Source organism: Paenibacillus pinihumi DSM 23905 = JCM 16419, assembly GCF_000422505.1.
Classification (GTDB): domain Bacteria; phylum Bacillota; class Bacilli; order Paenibacillales; family Paenibacillaceae; genus Paenibacillus_D; species Paenibacillus_D pinihumi.
The window spans coordinates 86,621-104,164 of the sequence record NZ_AULX01000026.1 but is presented as its reverse complement, the minus strand read 5'-3'; the positions used below and the strand labels follow the sequence as shown (position 1 = coordinate 104,164).

The 17,544-nt window shown below is 53.1% G+C and carries 16 protein-coding genes and 1 riboswitch; of the genes, 4 read left to right on the top strand and 12 right to left on the bottom strand.

What is annotated here, in order from left to right:
- Positions 1–6: 6 nt before the first annotated feature.
- From H583_RS0109375 to H583_RS32410, 10 genes are all read right to left on the bottom strand, one after another.
- Positions 7–732 carry a M50 family metallopeptidase gene (locus tag H583_RS0109375; RefSeq protein ID WP_028560246.1) on the bottom strand — a complete coding sequence of 242 codons (726 nt, stop codon included), beginning with the start codon at positions 730–732 and terminating at the stop codon, positions 7–9.
- Positions 733–850: 118 nt separating this feature from the next.
- Positions 851–1,714 carry an SDR family oxidoreductase gene (locus H583_RS0109370; RefSeq protein ID WP_028560245.1) on the bottom strand — a complete coding sequence of 288 codons (864 nt, stop codon included), beginning with the start codon at positions 1,712–1,714 and terminating at the stop codon, positions 851–853.
- A 41-nt stretch (positions 1,715–1,755) separates the two neighbouring features.
- Positions 1,756–3,039: a hypothetical protein gene (locus H583_RS0109365; RefSeq protein ID WP_028560244.1), complete on the bottom strand. Its 1,284-nt coding sequence runs from the start codon at positions 3,037–3,039 to the stop codon at positions 1,756–1,758.
- Positions 3,036–4,358: a F390 synthetase-related protein gene (locus H583_RS0109360; RefSeq protein WP_028560243.1), complete on the bottom strand. Its 1,323-nt coding sequence runs from the start codon at positions 4,356–4,358 to the stop codon at positions 3,036–3,038. Before H583_RS0109360 ends, H583_RS0109365 begins: the two co-directional genes overlap by 4 nt.
- On the bottom strand, positions 4,348–5,226 hold the full coding sequence (locus H583_RS0109355; RefSeq protein WP_245585885.1) for an MBL fold metallo-hydrolase: 879 nt from the start codon (positions 5,224–5,226) through the stop codon (positions 4,348–4,350). The genes H583_RS0109360 and H583_RS0109355 overlap by 11 nt, the downstream gene beginning before the upstream one ends.
- Positions 5,202–6,197 (bottom strand): NAD-dependent epimerase/dehydratase family protein, encoded by a 996-nt coding sequence (locus H583_RS0109350; RefSeq protein WP_028560241.1) that lies wholly within the window; start codon positions 6,195–6,197, stop codon positions 5,202–5,204. The genes H583_RS0109355 and H583_RS0109350 overlap by 25 nt, the downstream gene beginning before the upstream one ends.
- A gap of 4 nt (positions 6,198–6,201) precedes the next feature.
- A complete protein-coding gene (locus H583_RS0109345; RefSeq protein ID WP_051236240.1) occupies positions 6,202–7,431 on the bottom strand; it encodes an ATP-grasp domain-containing protein in 1,230 nt (409 codons plus the stop codon).
- A complete protein-coding gene (locus H583_RS0109340; protein WP_028560239.1) occupies positions 7,421–8,422 on the bottom strand; it encodes a beta-ketoacyl-ACP synthase III in 1,002 nt (333 codons plus the stop codon). Before H583_RS0109340 ends, H583_RS0109345 begins: the two co-directional genes overlap by 11 nt.
- Positions 8,423–8,682: 260 nt before the next feature.
- Positions 8,683–9,072, bottom strand: a complete 390-nt coding sequence (locus tag H583_RS0109335; RefSeq protein WP_028560238.1) for a ribosomal maturation YjgA family protein — start codon at positions 9,070–9,072, stop codon at positions 8,683–8,685.
- A gap of 160 nt (positions 9,073–9,232) precedes the next feature.
- A complete protein-coding gene (locus H583_RS32410) occupies positions 9,233–10,645 on the bottom strand; it encodes an MATE family efflux transporter (RefSeq protein ID WP_036709029.1) in 1,413 nt (470 codons plus the stop codon).
- Between the two features lie 161 nt (positions 10,646–10,806).
- Between H583_RS32410 and H583_RS0109325 the strand changes: the two genes are divergently transcribed.
- Positions 10,807–11,712 carry an AraC family transcriptional regulator gene (locus H583_RS0109325; protein WP_028560237.1) on the top strand — a complete coding sequence of 302 codons (906 nt, stop codon included), beginning with the start codon at positions 10,807–10,809 and terminating at the stop codon, positions 11,710–11,712.
- Positions 11,713–11,875: 163 nt separating this feature from the next.
- On the opposite strand, the gene H583_RS0109320 is transcribed toward H583_RS0109325, so the two are convergent.
- Together H583_RS0109320 and H583_RS0109315 are read right to left on the bottom strand one after the other, a co-directional pair.
- The gene (locus tag H583_RS0109320; protein ID WP_028560236.1) at positions 11,876–12,643 is read right to left on the bottom strand and encodes a sugar phosphate isomerase/epimerase family protein; all 768 of its coding nucleotides are present in this window, start codon (positions 12,641–12,643) and stop codon (positions 11,876–11,878) included.
- A gap of 283 nt (positions 12,644–12,926) precedes the next feature.
- Positions 12,927–13,439: a YwhD family protein gene (locus H583_RS0109315; RefSeq protein ID WP_028560235.1), complete on the bottom strand. Its 513-nt coding sequence runs from the start codon at positions 13,437–13,439 to the stop codon at positions 12,927–12,929.
- A gap of 184 nt (positions 13,440–13,623) precedes the next feature.
- Between H583_RS0109315 and H583_RS0109310 the strand changes: the two genes are divergently transcribed.
- The 3 genes from H583_RS0109310 to H583_RS0109300 all read left to right on the top strand — a co-directional run bounded on the left by H583_RS0109310 (position 13,624) and on the right by H583_RS0109300 (position 17,459).
- A complete protein-coding gene (locus H583_RS0109310) occupies positions 13,624–15,645 on the top strand; it encodes a M1 family metallopeptidase (RefSeq protein WP_028560234.1) in 2,022 nt (673 codons plus the stop codon).
- A gap of 10 nt (positions 15,646–15,655) precedes the next feature.
- Complete coding sequence (locus H583_RS0109305) at positions 15,656–16,480, top strand: hypothetical protein (RefSeq protein ID WP_028560233.1); 825 nt, start codon at positions 15,656–15,658, stop codon at positions 16,478–16,480.
- Between the two features lie 307 nt (positions 16,481–16,787).
- A riboswitch (cyclic di-AMP (ydaO/yuaA leader) is annotated at positions 16,788–16,950 on the top strand.
- Between the two features lie 5 nt (positions 16,951–16,955).
- Positions 16,956–17,459 (top strand): C40 family peptidase, encoded by a 504-nt coding sequence (locus H583_RS0109300; RefSeq protein ID WP_028560232.1) that lies wholly within the window; start codon positions 16,956–16,958, stop codon positions 17,457–17,459.
- Positions 17,460–17,544 lie beyond the last annotated feature (85 nt).

Genomic DNA, 17,544 nt, shown 5'->3' with positions numbered 1-17,544 from the left:
TTCTTCTTATGGCAATTCTCTGTCCGGCCGGCTTGCAGGACGGCCTTTCATGAACCAGCCTAATGACAGTTTCGCGCAATAGAAGGAAAAAGCGGTAAACAGGAGGGACCATACCAGAGCCGGGACAGCAGTCACCCTTGCAAGATTGGCCGCATCCCCTGCTGCGGCGGGGTCCGTGAACGAATACACAACCAGCACAAGCGGGCTTAAGGCGGCTTCTTCCAGGGTCAGGAAGGCAATCAACAGGTAATAGCCCTTTAACAGCAGTCCACCGTAGCGGCCTGTCTTGCCGGATCGCGTTCCGGCATAGAGAATAACGATATTTAGCAGGATGAGGCCCAGCAGCCACCAAAGGCCAAAGCCTTGATGCACAAAGAAAATCACACTAACTAATGCCACTGCCGTTATGAGCAGCAGGCCGGTCTTCAGGTATCGCTTGTGGTAGAAGTAAAAAAGCAGCAGCGATACTAAAGCGGCCGTTACATAACCCGCCAGACTGACAGCCGCCATTCCCCACGTAGAGGAAGCAGGAATCGTCGAGTAGGTTACCCCGCTATGATCCGGATTCAAATCAATCCGCAATACACGTCCCGATAGCAGCAGCGTCGCCATGGCATGGCCAAACTCATGAATCATCGTATCTAAATTCCTAAAAAAGGAGGCGAACGGGATAAAACGGGTCAAGAAGGCCGATCCCGCCAAAAATAATAGGGTCTTTATCCATTTGTTCATCGGTCCACCCCTTTGCTTGGCATTTTTTGCGAGTACTTGTTTTTCATGGTGCTGAACGATTGGCTTTCGAGCAGGGCCGCCTTGTGAAAGGCTCTTCCTGTCGCAGTCGTTCCCGGATTCAGCGGCCTCCCAAAGCTTTGCGGATCATCCACTCCAGCAGATTCCAAGGCAACAGTATTTTTCCCCAGATAATCAGAGAAGAGCCCTGTCCCAGCCTGTAGCGCAGACGCGGTGAGGACATCGCCGTAATCCGGCCGATCAGACGGGAGACGTGAACCGGGTCCGGCGCTGTTTCCGCTGACTTTCTGGAATAGCGCAGCACTCCCTCAAGACGGGAAGCGTAAGGGGAAGCAGGCTGGCGGCGGATGTTCTGAAGCCCCTTGTCCCAGATTGGCGTCCGGAAGGAACCAGGCTCCACCAGCACCACCTTGACACCGGTGCCTGACAGCTCGTGACGCAAACTTTCGCTGAAGCCCTCCACTGCAAATTTGGATGCCGCATACGGGGCATAACCCGGAAAGCCGACCAGTCCGCTGATGCTTCCTACATTTATAATACAGCCTCTTCCTTTTTGTCTCATCGATGGCAGCACTGCTTTTGTGACCGCAACCAGTCCAAAGAAATTCGTCTCGAACTGCAGACGCCAGTCCTCCATCGGGATTTCTTCCGTGAAACCGCCAATTGCGAATCCGGCGTTATTGACCAGGACATCAATGCGCCCATAAGTCTTAAGCGTCCCGGCAATCGCATGTTCAATTTCCGCTGCGTTAGTAACATCCAGCTTTAAATAATGGATCTGCCGCTCCAATCCCTCCTCCTGCGCCTTAAGCCTCAGCTCATCGGAGTTCCTCAGATCACGCATCGTGGCCACGGCCACATAGCCCCGCCGGGCAAGCTCCAATACCGTCAGCAGCCCAAATCCGCTGGAGGTTCCGGTAACAAGCGCCACCGGGTTTTCAGCCGTATTTTTCTCCCGCTCCATACATGCCCTCCCGCCTTCTGCATATTGTACTTCATGCCGTCTTACAGCTTGAGCTTATGGATCAGCGGCACACCGATGCCGTTCAGCAGCTTCTCCAGCACAGACCAGCAGCTTCGCACCCGAAGCGGCAAATGTTTGTCATATACTGCTGAGAGCTCCAGGGCTGGAACAGCGCCCCGATTACGTTTGAATTGTCCGACCCCGGAGCTTTCATGAAGCAACGTCCCGCTCTCTCCTGCCAGATCAATAAGAACAGCTGAGAGCATCCGGTATAACCCTAGCGATTGCGGCAATCCCGTATCATAACCAAACAGCGGTGTCGTCATTACGCCCTCCCGGGCGAAAAATCCCAGAACCGCATCCAATCTGCCTTCTTTGCGCAACCCGTACAGTTTCAAGATTCCGCAGTCCTTCGCCAGATGAATGAAAGCCTCTGAAAACTGCGGGTTATGAATTGAATACTTCCGGATATACAACAGTTCGTAAAGCCGGGCGATACGCGGAACATCATCACTGGTGATATTCTCCGGCCCTGCCACTTGATAGCCTTGCTTCTGAAGCAGAGAGCGGTCACGCTTCACCAGCCATTTCGCTCTGGCGTTCGGAACAGGGATCGTACCAGGCTTGCGCCGGATATCAGGCTGGCCGGAGTGATTCGGACAGACACGCTCCTTCTGGCCAAAAGAATCTGCTGGAATATCTGAGCTGGTTGAAGAGGGGAACAGAAATTCTTCCGATGCAGGGTCATGAGGCTGAAGGAAATAAATCTGGCGGCTCGGAATCAGCTTGCAGCCGTATGCCCGCGCAGCTGCAAGAGCCTCCGCTTCTGTAATTTCATTCAGCGAGCGGATCAAGATGGCGTAGCCGGCGAATCGTTCCCTCAGCATATCCATAATGGCCGTAAGCTGCTCCCCGCTAATTGCCGGGAACAGGTTGGTCGATACAAGCCAGTTATTGACCTGCACAACCCGGTTAAAGCGCGCTCCCATAAACAGCCTACCGACGCCGCTCAACAGCCAGGAAAGCCCGTGCTCAGCCAGCGGCTGGCCCAGCAGCTTCAGTTCCTCTTTCGCATAGCTTATATAATGTGTATACGGAGAGCAAACGTAGGCGTTCCCATAATCCGCTTCATTAACCGTGACCGGAACCGGAATGCCGTCAGCCATCGCGACCAGAATCCGGGTACGAACATTGCGGATATAGTGCTCCGGAGAATTTAAGATCAGCGGCATAATATATGCCTTCGCATAGGCTCCATATTCCGTATCCGGCCAGCTCAGCTCATGAATATTCGTTCGATCGTACAAATCAAGTCGGACGCTCACAGCTTAAATCTCCTTTCAACTCTGCGCAGCTTGGCATTTCCCGGAACGAAACTGTAAGGCTTGAACACGAGTTCCGGAAGGCTACACCCTATCCGTTCAAGCAGTCGTGCCAGTTCTGAGGACACCCCTTCATGCACAACTTTCTCATCGGAAGCAGAGCTTGAGAGCTGAATAGAGACTTCAAGCTGATGCCAATTGTGCTGGACAACCTTATAGTGCGCAATCTCCGGGGAGGCTGCAATGACCGCTCTTGTTATAAAATCCGGGAAAGCCGCAACCGCTCCTCCATGCTCCGCATGAGGAAAATAGAGAATATCATCGCATCTGCCCTCGATCCGCTCAATTGCAGTATAGGGGGAGCCGCACAGACACGGCTTGTCGGCTTCCGTCAGGATGTCATTCAACCGGTAACGGATAATGGGCTGCGACGTTCTGGAGAAGTCGGTAATAATCGGCACAAACCGGCGAGACTGTTCATCCAGATACTCCTTCTGGATATGGACGATATCCTCGTTTAAATGCATTGTCCCCAAATGACAGGTAGCTCCAAGGAACCCCTCTGTGCACTGGTAGGCTTGATGGACCGGCTGGCCGAAGGCCGCCTCAATAATCTGCCGGTCGAGCGGGTCGAGCACCTCTGCAACACCAACCAGCTTATGCGGCTGAACAGCCAGCCGGCCCGCCAGTCTTGCATCGGCCAGCATACGCAGAATTGAGGGTGGCGCCACCCATATCCCGGCCTGGTAATCATTCAACCGCTCCACATGGCGTTCCAGCGGATCCAGCAGGTCAAAAAATTCAAATTGAAGACGCCCGCTCTGTACAGACTCGTACAAATTGCTGTTGGCGCGCAGAAAAAAAGCAAGACGCTCTTTCCTCCACAATGCGCGCGGGAGCAGCTTGGCCAGCACCGTGCCTGTCCAGGCCGCCTGCTCCCGGGGGTTCACAAGGAACAGCCCGCGGGATCCGGAGGTTCCCGAAGACAAGCCGACTGTGGTCCCGCCCACAGTCGGCTTAAAATTGCGTGTCCGCTCAGCTATGGCTGCGGCCTCCAGTGCCGCCTCCCGGCTGACGCCTGCTGTATTCAGGCGATCAAAATGCTCCATCATCACCGTCTTGTCAATGACAGGAAAGTCTCTCCACTCCCGGTCACGGTAATTTGCCCATAGCTCACCATAAAAGGGCGAAGCCTGCCTCACAGCAGCAATATGCCGCAGGATGCGCCTTTCCTGCCATTTTTCCAGCGCCGCCCGATTTCTCCGGCGCTGCCGGGCAAGGGTGAGCACATAATGCTTCACAATGCCCAGTTTATCGTTCATGCCCAAGGCTCCCTCCCCACCGTGCCAGCGCCTGGCGGCAATGACTCGGTACAATGCATACCTCCGGATATTTCTTGTGCAGTTCCATCACCTTGCAAAAGCTGTCCCTGTAATCGCTGCGGCTGGACATAATCAGCCCGGCTGCCGGATGGGGCGGACGATTTTCATGGATGGCTCTGCTTGACCATACGGCATCCGCGCATAAGAAATAATCATGCTGCTGCGTGGAGATAAATATACCGATCATCCCCTCGGCATGCCCGGACAGCTCCACTGCCAGCATGCTGCCATCCCCGAACAGATCCCAGCCCTTCTGAAAGGGAAAGCCTGCTTCAAAGCGTTGTACAGCCTCGTCACGCCTGAAAGGCAGTGAACGGCGGGCAAATTCCTCCGGCAGCAGCCCCGGCAAGAAACCTGCTTTCAAAGCTCTCAATGCCCCCAGTTGCCTCACGGACTCATATGCATCCTGCAAATAGACAAATTGTGCGGACGGGAAATCACGGACGCCGCCGATATGGTCGGCATGAAAATGGGACAGCACCACATAGCGCACCTGCTCCGGAGCAATGCCGATTGCCTTAAGCTGTAGTGCCGCACTGTCCTGATCCTCATAGATCACCGGCGTAATATGCCGGTATAAGGAGGCAGGCAAATGTGCCGTTTCCTTAAAAAAGCGTGATGTATATCCGGTATCGAACAGTACCGGTCCCAGAACGGGATGAATGATGCAGGCAAATCCTGCCGGGAACTGAACCGGGCGAAGCGTGCCGCCGCGCAAAGTCAGCCGCTCCGGATGTGTGCAATAGCCTGCTGCGCCCAACATAAGCTCCACCGTTGTCCGCGTCAACATTGCTGCTCCTTCCACCATCCGGCGAATTTCTCCAGACCCTCTTCCACCGAAACACGCGGCCGGTAGCCCAGTCTCTGCTTTGCCAGCGTAATGTCGAGCGTCTGGGATGCCGCAACTGATCCGACGGAAAAGCGGGTTAATGGCGGCTCCCCAAGCGAAGGCAGCAAACGGTGCGCAAGCTCCAACACCCCTGCGGCAGTATAGGCGGCAAAGGAAGGAATCGCCCTGGTGCGAAGCGGAATGTCCAAATGGCCAAACAGCCGGTCGAGCAGCTCACCAAAGGGCAGCGGCTCCCCGCCGGAAATATTGTACGCGCGGCCCAGCGCCTGCGATGAAGCAAAGCAGGCAGACAGCATCGCATCTGCAACATTGTCCACATACGTCAAATCGATCAGGGAGCGCCCTTTGCCCAGCAACGGAATTCCCTTATCGTTATTGACCTTCAGCAATCTCGGGAATAACGCCCGGTCCCCTGGACCAAAAATGGCTCTTGGCCGCAAAATAACGGTACCCAGCCCTCTTCTGCCGCCCTCCTCAACTACCTGTTCAGCGAGCAGCTTGGTTGCCGCGTAAGCATTAACAGGCCGTGGCAGCGGGTCGGCTTCGCTTATATTCAGCCGATGCCTGTAATTGAAATAGAGGCTTGGCGTTGAAATATGAATCAACCGCTCGACCCCATGCTGTACACATCCTTCTACGACATAGCGGGTACCTTCAACATTGCTCTCATAAAAATCCCGATACGGCCCCCATGGGGAAGACAGCGCACCGCAATGAAACACATATTGCTGCCCTTCGCAGGCCATTCGTATAAGGTCTTTGTCCCGCAAGTCACCGCTCACAAACACAATGCCCGCTTCAGCAAGCCTTCGTCCCTCCGCTTCATTGCGGCCCAGACCCGTCACCCGCCAGCCGAGTTCGGCCAGCCTCCGGGCCATGTGGCCGCCAAGAAAACCGGTTGCTCCTGTTACTAATGCATGTGTCGTCATGACATCATCCACCACCGTTCCATTCGATATCTTCGGTCAAGGCCTCGGTCATACTCAGACCGGTATTATTGCTATGCTTCCAGGCAGCGGCAACAATTCGCAGCTGTTCTGCCCAAGGCTTTCTGTCGTACGGGCGGCACACCACATCCGCGGCTCCGCAGAGTGCCCGCCACCATGCCAGCCATTGCCCCGGACGAGTAATAAGGTTTAAGCCGCAGCCCAGCATCGGCAAGGCCAGCATCGCTTGGTTGCCAGGCATTGGCGTCACTGTCCTGCCTGCTTCCGCCAACCGCTCCGGATTCAATATGGCCTCTGCCAAGCCATCACCGGATCCAAACAGATGGATCCCGCTGGTCGCGCGCGGATTGCATTCGATGGGATAGAGCATACCTTCCTCCGTTTCTATGAAATCAAAGCCCGTCTGCCCTGAAAATCCTGTCGCTGCCGCAAACCGGCTTACCCATTGAAAGGCTGTCTGATGGTATAACTGCTCGAAATGGACGCTTGCTCCTGCCCGTCCGGTACGGTACCGGCTCTCATAGGCCGCATGAGCCACTACTGTCCCTTTATAGACCACACTATAGGTACAAATGGCTTTGCCCCGGATGTATTGCTGCGCTACCCATGGGAGCGTGGGTGAAATATCCTCTGGAGGGGCGGGCAGGCCTCCACCTGCCGCGTTGCCGTTCTCCCTTGGCATCACCACCCGGGCAGCAAACCGGGAATACGCTGGCTTCAAAACGACCGGAACTCCTGCGTCCTTCCTCCCCCATGCTTGCAGCCATTCCTCCCGGCTGGTAACCAACCGGGTATCCGGCACAGGAAGGCCATACGCCTCAGCCATCTCGATGAAACGGTATTTGTGATGCAGCTGTCCAAGGAGTTCCAGGCTGTCCGAGAGCACCCGGCAATGCCTGCCCAGCCGCTCCAGGAAATTAGCGATATAGAAAATCTCCTCACACATCGGTACGAGGAGATCGATCTGCCAGCGTTCTATCAAGGACTCCAGCTCCGCTATATAAGCCAAGGGCTCCCGTCGGGGAGGAGGCACAGTAAAGCTCGCTTCCACGACGGCCGATACCCGGCATAGATGGTATTCCGCACTCTCCGCCACATAGATGGTACAGCCTGTTTCATGAAGCAGGCGTGCAAGCTCCAGCGCGACAGGGGCACGCCCTCCAGTAATCAATATCCGCCTGTTATCAGAGTCCCTGCCTGATCTGTCAATAATCAATGACCATTCCCCCAAGCGACAGGCCTGCCGCTGTTCCGATCAATAGAATCCGGTCCCCGCGGCTAATTCGTCCACTCGCAATCGCCTCATGCAGCCCCATTGGAATCGATGCAGAGATTGTATTGCCGTGATGCCGTGTAATGTCAAGGAACTGATGTTCAGAGATTCCCAGCTTCTTGCGCAGCAGACGCATCGCCATGGCGCTTCCCTGGTGGGGAATAACGAGGCGAAAATCTTCCAACCGCGTTCCAGATTTCTCCAGCAGCTCACCGATAAATTCCGGCAGCAGGCGCGAAGCCATGCGGAAGATGCCTTGTCCATCCATATGGAACAAATAAGAATCAGCCGACTGCTCTGAATACTGTTGTGCATGAAGCCGGCTGCCCCCGCCACGAATTTCAGAATAATGCGCTCCTTTGCTGTACGTCTTTAATGACGCATGTACAATAGCAGAGCACTCCCCCTCCTCAGCAGGCCCGATGACAGCCGCGGCGGCCCCGTCTCCGAACAGGGCGGCACTCTCCTTCTCCGCCCAGTTCAGGCCCACAGATGCAATCTCCGAGGACACCAGCAGAACGTGACGGTATCGCCCGGCAGCGACCATATAGGACATGACATCCAGCCCGGTGACGAAGCTCAGGCAGGTCGAATCGAGATCAAATGCAGGGACCCCGGAATCCTCCTGTCCCATCGCCCGCTGAATCAGAACAGCGGTGCTGGGCAGGGGCTGCTCCTTCGTCCCGCTTGTACATACGAGACAATCGATATCTGAAAAGCCCAATCCGGCCGCCTTCAAGGCCGCTTCCGCAGCCCTAGCTCCCATCATGGAGGATGTCTCCCCTCCCGAGACATAGTGCCGCATGCCTACGCCAGTTACTTTGCTTACCCATCCGGAAGGAACACCAAGTCTCTCATCCAATTCCTCATCCGTCACGATCTTCTCGGGCAAATGTTTGCCGGTGCCCAAAATTTTCACGCGTCTATGCTGCATGTTGAACTCTCTCCTTATCCCGTGAAACCTGGCAGTACAACTGTGCATGTTCATATCCTGCTCTGCTTGCGCCTTCTAACGGCCCGCTTCTATACGAATATCATTTTATCGAAGAATGGCGGGTTCTGACAGTTACCGGAATCCTAGTCTTACACTTTTTAATCATTTTTTAACTTCCGCTAACGCACCGCATGTCCATTATTGTTGTATCCGGGCATGTGTGCCCGGCCGGCTTCATACAATGGGCCATGGCCATTCAGCTACATTTGCTGCTGTACCTTCAACAGATAACGATCCAGCAGCCATGCTGCAATGATCCCTGCCGTGTAGCGGACAAGGTCTATAAATAAGAAGCCCTTCCCCAAAACGAGGGCTCCCAGCGTAGTCGATCGAATATGATGGATCCATTCTGCCTGATAGAGCTGGCTGAATTCAATGGAAAAACATAACAGGAGCGCCAGACCGAACGAATGAAGAAGACGGTACCGCGGCAGAAGCATCCGCAGACCGAAATAGATCATCACAGCCCACAATGCATCCCCGAAGTGACGGGAAACAAACAACGGCAAATATTCTTGATAAGCTCTCGAAGCAAGCCCAGCTGCAATTGCAGCCACTACAAAAATGAAATAAAGCAATCTCGCTTTCATGAATCGGTCCCTTCAGCCACACCTTATTTTCCATTAAACATTCTGCAAACGGTTCATTCACCTTGGTTATGCCTGCAACTCTACTCTTAATACTTCAACAGAAAAGGCGGACATCCTTCGATGCCCGCCTTTTCTATAGTTCTTTTCAATTCGTATTCAATTAAGCTTCTGCAAGGATTCCTGACTCAGATGTACGTCCAGCAGCCAGCCCTTGCTCCCGTTTGAGCGCTTCTTCCTTGGTCTTCAAATATTTGCGTCCTCTCCAACGGAAGAAGGACATAACGCCGCGCAAATATTCATCCGCAATCATGCAACCATAGATGGCGACAATTCCCCAGCCCAGGGATACGCCAAAATAATAGGAAAGACCTGTCGCAACGATCCACATTGTGAACAGCGAGACCACCATCGTAAAACGGGTATCCCCGACTGCATTGAGTGCATTGCCGAGCGCCATATTAATCATTTTGCCCGGCTGCAGCAGCAGATTAAGCCACAGCATCGACGCACAAAGGGCCAATATTTCGCTGTCGCTTGTGAACAGGCTGAGCACGTGCTTGCCCAGCAGAACAACGATCAAGGCATTGATGGTAACCAGCGGCAGGCCGACAGCAAGCGCCCGGTATACCGAGCTGTAAGCCTCCTTGGTCTTGCCTGCCCCGTACAAGTGGGCAATCTGAATCTGCGCAGCGAGTGCCAGAGAATAACCAAGTAGAAAGCAGAAGGATTCCAGCGTATTCATATATGTTCTGGCTGCCAGCTCCAGCGGACCGAGGATGGCCAGGAACGAGAAAATCGCCAATTGCGAAAATACCCAGTTAGCCATGCTGACCCCAAGCGGCCAGCCGATCGTCATCACTTCTTTAAACAGCTTGCCGTCAAATACCCGGATATCCTTGATCCCGATTCTGCGTTGGAACGCACCCAGGAAAATAACCAGCAGCACAAGCGTAGCAATCAGCCGGCTGGCAACCGTAGAAATTGCCACCCCGGTCAGCCCCATTTGCGGGATGCCCAGTGCGCCGAATATAAAACAATAGTTCAGGATAATATGAATGATATTCATGCCGACCGCCGTATACATCGGCGCTTTGGTATTGCCTGTGCTGCGGATCGCTGTGCTGAGCGTTGTCATGATCGCAGCCAGTATCATTCCTCCGCCGACAATGGAGATATAAATCTCCGCCAGCGGCAGCAAATCCGGTGACAATTGCAGCATGACTGCGATCGGACGCGGCGCTACGGCTAGCAAAACACTTAACCCAAGCCCGATCAGAGCCGTTACCTTAAAAGCGATAATGGCAACCGTACGCGCATCATCCTCGCGTCGTGACCCGAGCTTCTGGGCAATGACAATGCCCGCCCCGCTCGCTACTGTAGCAAACAGTGTCGTAAGCGCATTGAAGAGCTGGTTGGATATCCCTACTACTGCAACGGCATTATCGGATATCCGGCTGACCATCAAGGTATCGACCGTCCCCAGCAAAAACTGGAGGAACAGTTCAATAAAAATCGGCCAGGCCAACAGCCACAGGGAAAATTTATTTTTTTCCTTCTTGTCTTGATTTATCATTATTACAACCTCCTGATGCTTAAGAAGGGATTCGCATCCCCGTTATTATCTTATTAGCCTGAAACACATTATAGATGGTATACTCAATCCGATGTATCAAATAACCAACCCAATCTTTCAATATTCCAACCGGAAATTAATCGCAATATGGAGGCCTCTTCATGTCCGTTATTCAATTCACAGCGCCGCCGCTTCCGCACTACATCGTGAGCGGCAAGACGCCGATGCCGGTCGGCGCGAGGCATCCGAACCGCCAAAACATCGGGGTCTTTGATCTTCTGGTTGTGACAAGGGGCTGCCTGTACGTCGGAGAGGACGGCCAGGATTATAATGTCTCCGAAGGCCATGCGCTGCTGCTGCGTCCCGACAAGCATCATTACGCCTTCTCAGGCTGCCTGGAAAAGACAACCCACTACTGGGTGCATTTCAATATTCTCGGGGACTGGACAGCGATCGAGGAAGAAACTTATAGACAGGAGCGGGAGTATATGTCCCCCGAAGAGGAGGCACAGCGGCATGTACCGATCTCCCCGTTCTCCGCAACCTCCTATACGGTAGCACTCCCTCAATTCGTCAAGCTGGTACAGCCTCAGAAGTTAACCGATACCATCGACGAGCTGATCAAGATGGACCAGAGTATACATCTGTCCGGCATCCGGCTCAAGCAGCAGGCGCTGTTCCAGGAAGTCATTATTCTGCTGTCAGCTTCACTCGGCACCGGAACTCCGTCTCCGCAATCCGTCTGTGCCGAACGCGCCGCCTCCTACTTGCGGGAACACTATAAAGAGAGCTTCTCAGCCAAGAAGCTCGGGGAGAGCATTAACTTTCATCCCGTCTATATCGCCCGGTGTATGCAAAAGGTATTCGGCTGCCCGCCCGCAGTCTACCAGCTTCGGATCAGAATCGAGCAGGCCAAGCTGCTGTTGTTGCAAACCAATCTGACTGTGGAACGGATCGCCGAGGAAGTCGGATTCAACCATCCGGCCTACTTCACCTCCTCCTTCACGAAAATTGAGGGGATGTCTCCGCGCAAATACCGTCAGCGCTTTACCTGGACAAGGGAATAGCAAAAAGACCGCATCACATCACAGTCTTACGTGAACACTGAACACCATCTCTGGCAGCAGCGTGTCACATAGAAATACAAGAATGCGCGGCTTAATAGCGTTCTTATATTTCAAACTGAGATATAGTGCGGTCTTCCAACGTCCCCGGGCGGTAAATAACTGGCTAATCCAGAAATGCCTGCAAATTGCGATAGCTGATCGCAAGGCTCTCAAACGGGTCGCGAATGCATTCATCCTGCTCCACCACATACCACTCCACACCGGTATCCCGGCATGCCTGTATCAGCTTTTTGTAGTCCATATTGCCTTCCCCAATTTCTGCGGTGAGCACTCTTCCCTGATGAACGCCCATATCCTTCAAATGGACGACAGCCATCCTCCCGTTCACCTTGTGAATCCATTGCTCAGGATCTGCACCTGCAGCCTGTATCCAGTACAAATCGAGCTCAAAGCCGAAGGTTTGCGGATCCGTTGCAGTCAGCAGCGTATCCATTCCGCTGGGCTGCCCGCCATACTTTTCAAACTCGAAATGATGGTTATGATAAATAAATTGCAGGCCGGCCTGATCCAGTTCCGCAGCAATTGCAGCCGTCTCCTCGGCGAACTTCTTATACCCTTCAATCGAAGTACGGTAGGCATCCGGTATCGCGCCAAGACCGACATAACGGCAGTCCCACAGCTGGTGCTCATCAATTACCTGGGCCAGACTCCCGCGCAGCTTGTCAAAGGAGGTGTGCGTAGCGCAAATCGCAAGTCCGTTCTCATCCGCCAATTCCTTGACGATCTCCGGGGCAATCGGGCCGATTGCTGACACTTGAACAGATGCGTATCCAATCGCTTTGATTTTTTTCAGCGCTATGTTCAAATCCTCTGCCGTGCGGGTAAAGTCTCTGACAGTATAGAGCTGGGCTCCGATTTGTTCTTTTTTCATGTGTGAGATTCCCCTTTCGTGAATGAATCGGATTATGCCTCACAGGCTGCCGGGCAGCCCGTTGGCTGGGTGCAGCTTCAAGTATATCCCAATCCGGACAGGGAAAATATAAGGCCATTTTAAATTAAAGAAGCCATTTAAAAGCAATATCGCTTGCTGAAAAAATTAAAAAAAGGGACCGAAGCATACAAAAGATGCTTGTGGTCCCTTAATCGTATAGTCCATGATAACCGGCAGCATTCCTGATCTGCTTCTAAACGGAAAAACACTGTTCAGGCAGCCGTCAGCCTTCCAGCGCCGTCTTGACCCCCTCGGAATTGTTCCACCATTCCTCATTATGCTGGATGAGCAAATCACGCAGCAGTCCCTGCTCCTTCGGCCCAAGGTTGTCAACCATGATCCGGCGTTTGATCGCATAGTCGAGCCGGTTGACATGATCGGCAAGAATCTTCCAGCCGCGGCGCGCCTCGGTATCAATCCACATCTCGCAAGCCGTTGCCCCGGCGTAGTATGAGCCGGTTTCATTACGGTCTACCGCTACCCATACAATCCAGCATTGACGGCCGTTCGGGACATCTTCTTTATTGGTGCTGAATTTAATCCGGCGCTCGATCTTGCTCTTGGCATGCATCGCCCCGATATCAATGTATGCCTCATCGCCATCTATAATAATGCAGGATACGGAATTCAGATCAATCGATCCTGCCCCAAATCCCTTATGCTCCTTATTGCTGACTACGTTAAGCGCCAGCGATTTCTTTTCCTTCTTCTCCGGCTGATTGCCTTGCTCCGTCATAGCGGGCACACCCCTTTCAAATGCGTTCTCCAAGGCGCCGTGCAAGTCATGCTTCCCGTCTGCAAAATCCGCTCATGGCGCGGCTTTACAGGCTGTCCTCAGAATAATTCCATTTTAGCTAATAATCCGGGAAAAGCCAACATATACATGCTGTAGATGCTTGTCAACGGGAGGTAATTGACGAATGATCCCACGCCGCATGAAAGGAATAATCATCACTATTATGACCGCCGTCCTGCTAGGTGCTTCCCTCCAGCAGGGTTTTGGCGAAGCCTGGCTGTCCATGCACAGCTATGCTCTGGCACCAGCGCCCGCAACCGCTGCTTCCGTCCTTCTGAATGCTGAACCTCCTGCCCCCCGTAAGGCCGAAGCCGAGCCTCCGGGTACAGCCATCCCGCCGAAGGAGCAGCCGCTCAGCAAGCGGGTCGCCGAGTATCATATCGACGTCCATCTGCATGAGGACGAGAAGATGCTGCACGGCCAGCAGACTGTTACCTGGACAAATCCGGGCAAGCGGGAAGTATCCGACCTGTACTTCCATCTTTACCCCAATGCGTTCGAATCCGGCAACAGCACCTTTATGCGGGAATCTGGCGGCAAGCTGCGTCAGGACAAGGCCACGGAGAAAAGCCGGGGGTATATGAAGCTGGAATCGCTCAAGACGACAGAGGGTGAAAGCCTGCTGCCGCGCATCCATTACGTACAGCCGGACGACGGCAATGAGCAAGATCACACGCTGGCCAAGCTGCGGCTGCCGCAGCCTGTCGGTCCCGGCCAGTCTGTGACGCTGAAGATGGCGTTCCAGGTCAAGCTCCCTCAGGTATTTGCCCGCATGGGCTACTCCGGCGACTTTATTATGGCCGGCCAATGGTTTCCCAAAGTTGCCAAATATGAAACCACAGGCACAAGAGGGCGGGTACAGGAAGGCTGGAATACGCATCAATATCACGGCAACTCGGAATTTTACAGCGATTTTGGCATTTATAATGTGAAAATCAAAGTACCATCGGGTTATATTGTGGCAGCAACCGGCTTCCCGACCCAATCTGTTGTGGATGACGGAAAGACGAAGTCATACCAATTCTATGCGGATGATGTCCATGATTTTGCATGGGCGGCCTCGCCCGACTTTATTTATACGGAGGAGCCGTTTTCCGCTCCCGGTGTCCCCGGTGTCAAAATCAAGCTCTACCTGGACCCGCTGCATATTAATTTGAAGGACCGCTATATTCACGCTGCCAAATCAGCACTCGCCAAGTTCTCTCAATGGTACGGAGAATATCCGTATTCAACTCTGTCCATAGTCGTTCCGCCCAAGGGCGGGAATGGAGCCGGGGGCATGGAATACCCGGCCCTTGTAACGGGATTTGAGGCGGCAACCGATAATCCGGGCTATGAGCTGGAGCGCGTCATCGTGCATGAAATTGGGCATCAATACTGGTATGGCATGGTAGCTTCCAATGAATTTGAGGAAGCATGGCTGGACGAGGGCCTGACCTCCTATTCGGAGGACAAAGTGATGGAAAGCGTATACGGGGTCGTCCCCCGCCATCTTGTGGAAGCCAGCTATTTGACTGATCCTGCGCCGCTCAAACAGCTCTCCTGGTCCTATCATGATCATGACCATTATGCGGAAAATGTATATATGCGGGCCAAACTTGTTCTCGTTGATATTGAGAAGCAGGTCGGCGAGAAGACGATGCGGAAAATTATGAGGACCTACTTCCAGAAATATAAGTTCAAAAACCCGTCAACTGCCGACTTCCAGCGGGTTGTCGAGCAGGTTAGCCGCAAGAAATGGGACGATTACTTTCGCCAATATGTATACGGCGGTATGGCAGCCGACTTTGCCGTAGAGTCGATTCATATCGAGCCGGTTGTGCAGGACGGGAAGACCATGTACGAATCGGTTGTGCTCATTCGCAAGCATGGCGGAGATTACAACCAGGTGCCCATCCTCTTTCAATTCAAGGATGGAACAGCACTGTCCAAGGAATGGGACGGCCAGAGCAACCATATTCAATACAAGCTGCTTCACAGTGCCCCGCTGTCATTTGCAGCCGTGGACCCGGAAAACCTGATTGTGCTGGATAATCAGCGCATCAACAACTTCATGAAAGCAGAAATTCAGGACAAGACGGGCAGGCGCTGGAATTTGAGCATTGTCAAAGTGATCGAGGGGCTGCTCAGCTCCTTGAGCTGGTGAGGTGAGAATAATGAAACAGCATTTATTGCAAGGCTGGAAGCTGTCAACGCGACATTTTTCAATCGTGATCCTTTTGTTTTTGTACCAGCTGCTATGGGGCTTCTTTCTTTACCGCTGTGTCAACTCCATTGTTATGCCGCTGCTCAAGCGTTACCCGGACACGATGCCATCGGATTCAGCGGTCAAACTGTTCTTGATGGAAGCCCAGTTCCGGCTGGTCAAAACGGACCTGATCGAGCCCTATCTGTGGATGCTAGGCGCCCTGTTCCTCTCGAGGATGTTGATGACCCCGTTCATTCATGCCGGTCTGCTCTACTCGATCCATCATACAAGGGATGAACGGGGGACCCACTTCCTCCGCGGCATTCGGCAGGCATGGAAGCCTGTATTCGGCCTTTACGCAGCTGAAATGCTGCTGCTGCTCGCTCCTGCCTGGTGGCTGCTTTCCAAAGGCAATCTGCTTCTGCATAGCAGCGGTTCTCTGGAGCAGCTGCTTATGAACCTCCTGCCGTATGCGGCAGCCTGGATGGCATGGGGCGGCTTGCTGCATGTGTTATTCCGGGCGGTACAGTTCGGGGTAGTCGCAAAGACCGGACTATGGGATTCCATCACATCCTCCCTCCGCTGCCTGATTCCGCTTGCAGGCATCTCGATCATTTTGCTGGCGGTCAGCCTTGGGCTCGGACTGGCTGCATCTGCAGTTTCTCTGGTCTGGGCAGGTTTTTTCGCCCTCATCCTGCATCAGTCCTTCTATCTGGTACGCGCTCTGCTCAAGGTATGGACGATGGCTTCCCAATACCAGGTGTGGCAAGGCCGGCATGCGCCATCCGAATAACTATACGGCCTCTTTAGTTACGCATTTGATGCTCTGTCATAACCGGCTTGAATAATGAAGCTCTATTATTAAAATCTGCCTATCCTTTATGTATGAAGGAAGGCAGATTTTTTTGTCTTCACATTCCGGTTTTCAGCGTAAAAGCCGGGTAAAAAGAGCCTTGATTGGCGCCCGCAGCGCTTAAATGAGCAGTTTCGCCAACAGAGAACGGATAAAGTCGGTTCCTCGCATTTTGTTGCACTATAATTGTGAACGTTTTGTGACAAAAGGAGGATTATCATGAAAAAACACGAATAGTAAGCGGGTACATAAAAAACTGCCGAATTCCCGGTTTTACGGGAAACGGGGGAACCACTCTGGGTGAATTGAGCCCGACCAGCTTATATATTACAGATGCTGGTCTGAGGGATTCATAGGGAACCTTCAACCGAACCCCACAGCTAACCTCGTAGGCACCGGAAGGAGTTTTTTTGTTTTGAAGAAAGCAGTCCTGTCACTGCTGGCTCTTTTTGTTATCCTGTCATTTGCTGCAGGAACAGCATCCGCGAACTCCAAGATGGACAACGCTATCGCTGATTTGATCGGAACACCTTACCGCTATGGCGGAACCACGACAAAAGGTTTCGACTGCTCCGGATTCACATCCTATGTGTTCAATCAATTCAAGCTCGATCTGCCGCGTTCGTCTGCTTCCCAGGCTCAAGTCGGGAAAAAAGTGGCCAAGGATGATTTAAGAGCCGGTGATCTTGTTTTTTTCAATACCAGCGGTAAAGGCATTTCCCATGTAGGAATCTATGTTGGCGACGGCAAATTCGCCCATTCCTCCTCCAGCAAGGGTGTTATCATCAGCGAGCTGAAGGAATCCTACTATGTCAAACGTTACGTGACTGCAAGAAGAGTCATGAGCACGGATACGTTTGAGAAATACGCTGACGAGCCTTCAGATGAAGTGCTTGACAACAGCGGGGATACGGACTAATTATTTATTTTAAATGATATGGAACCGCAGCAGCTTGTTATACAAGCCCTGGCGGTTTTCTTTTTTTATATCAACAAGACAGGAG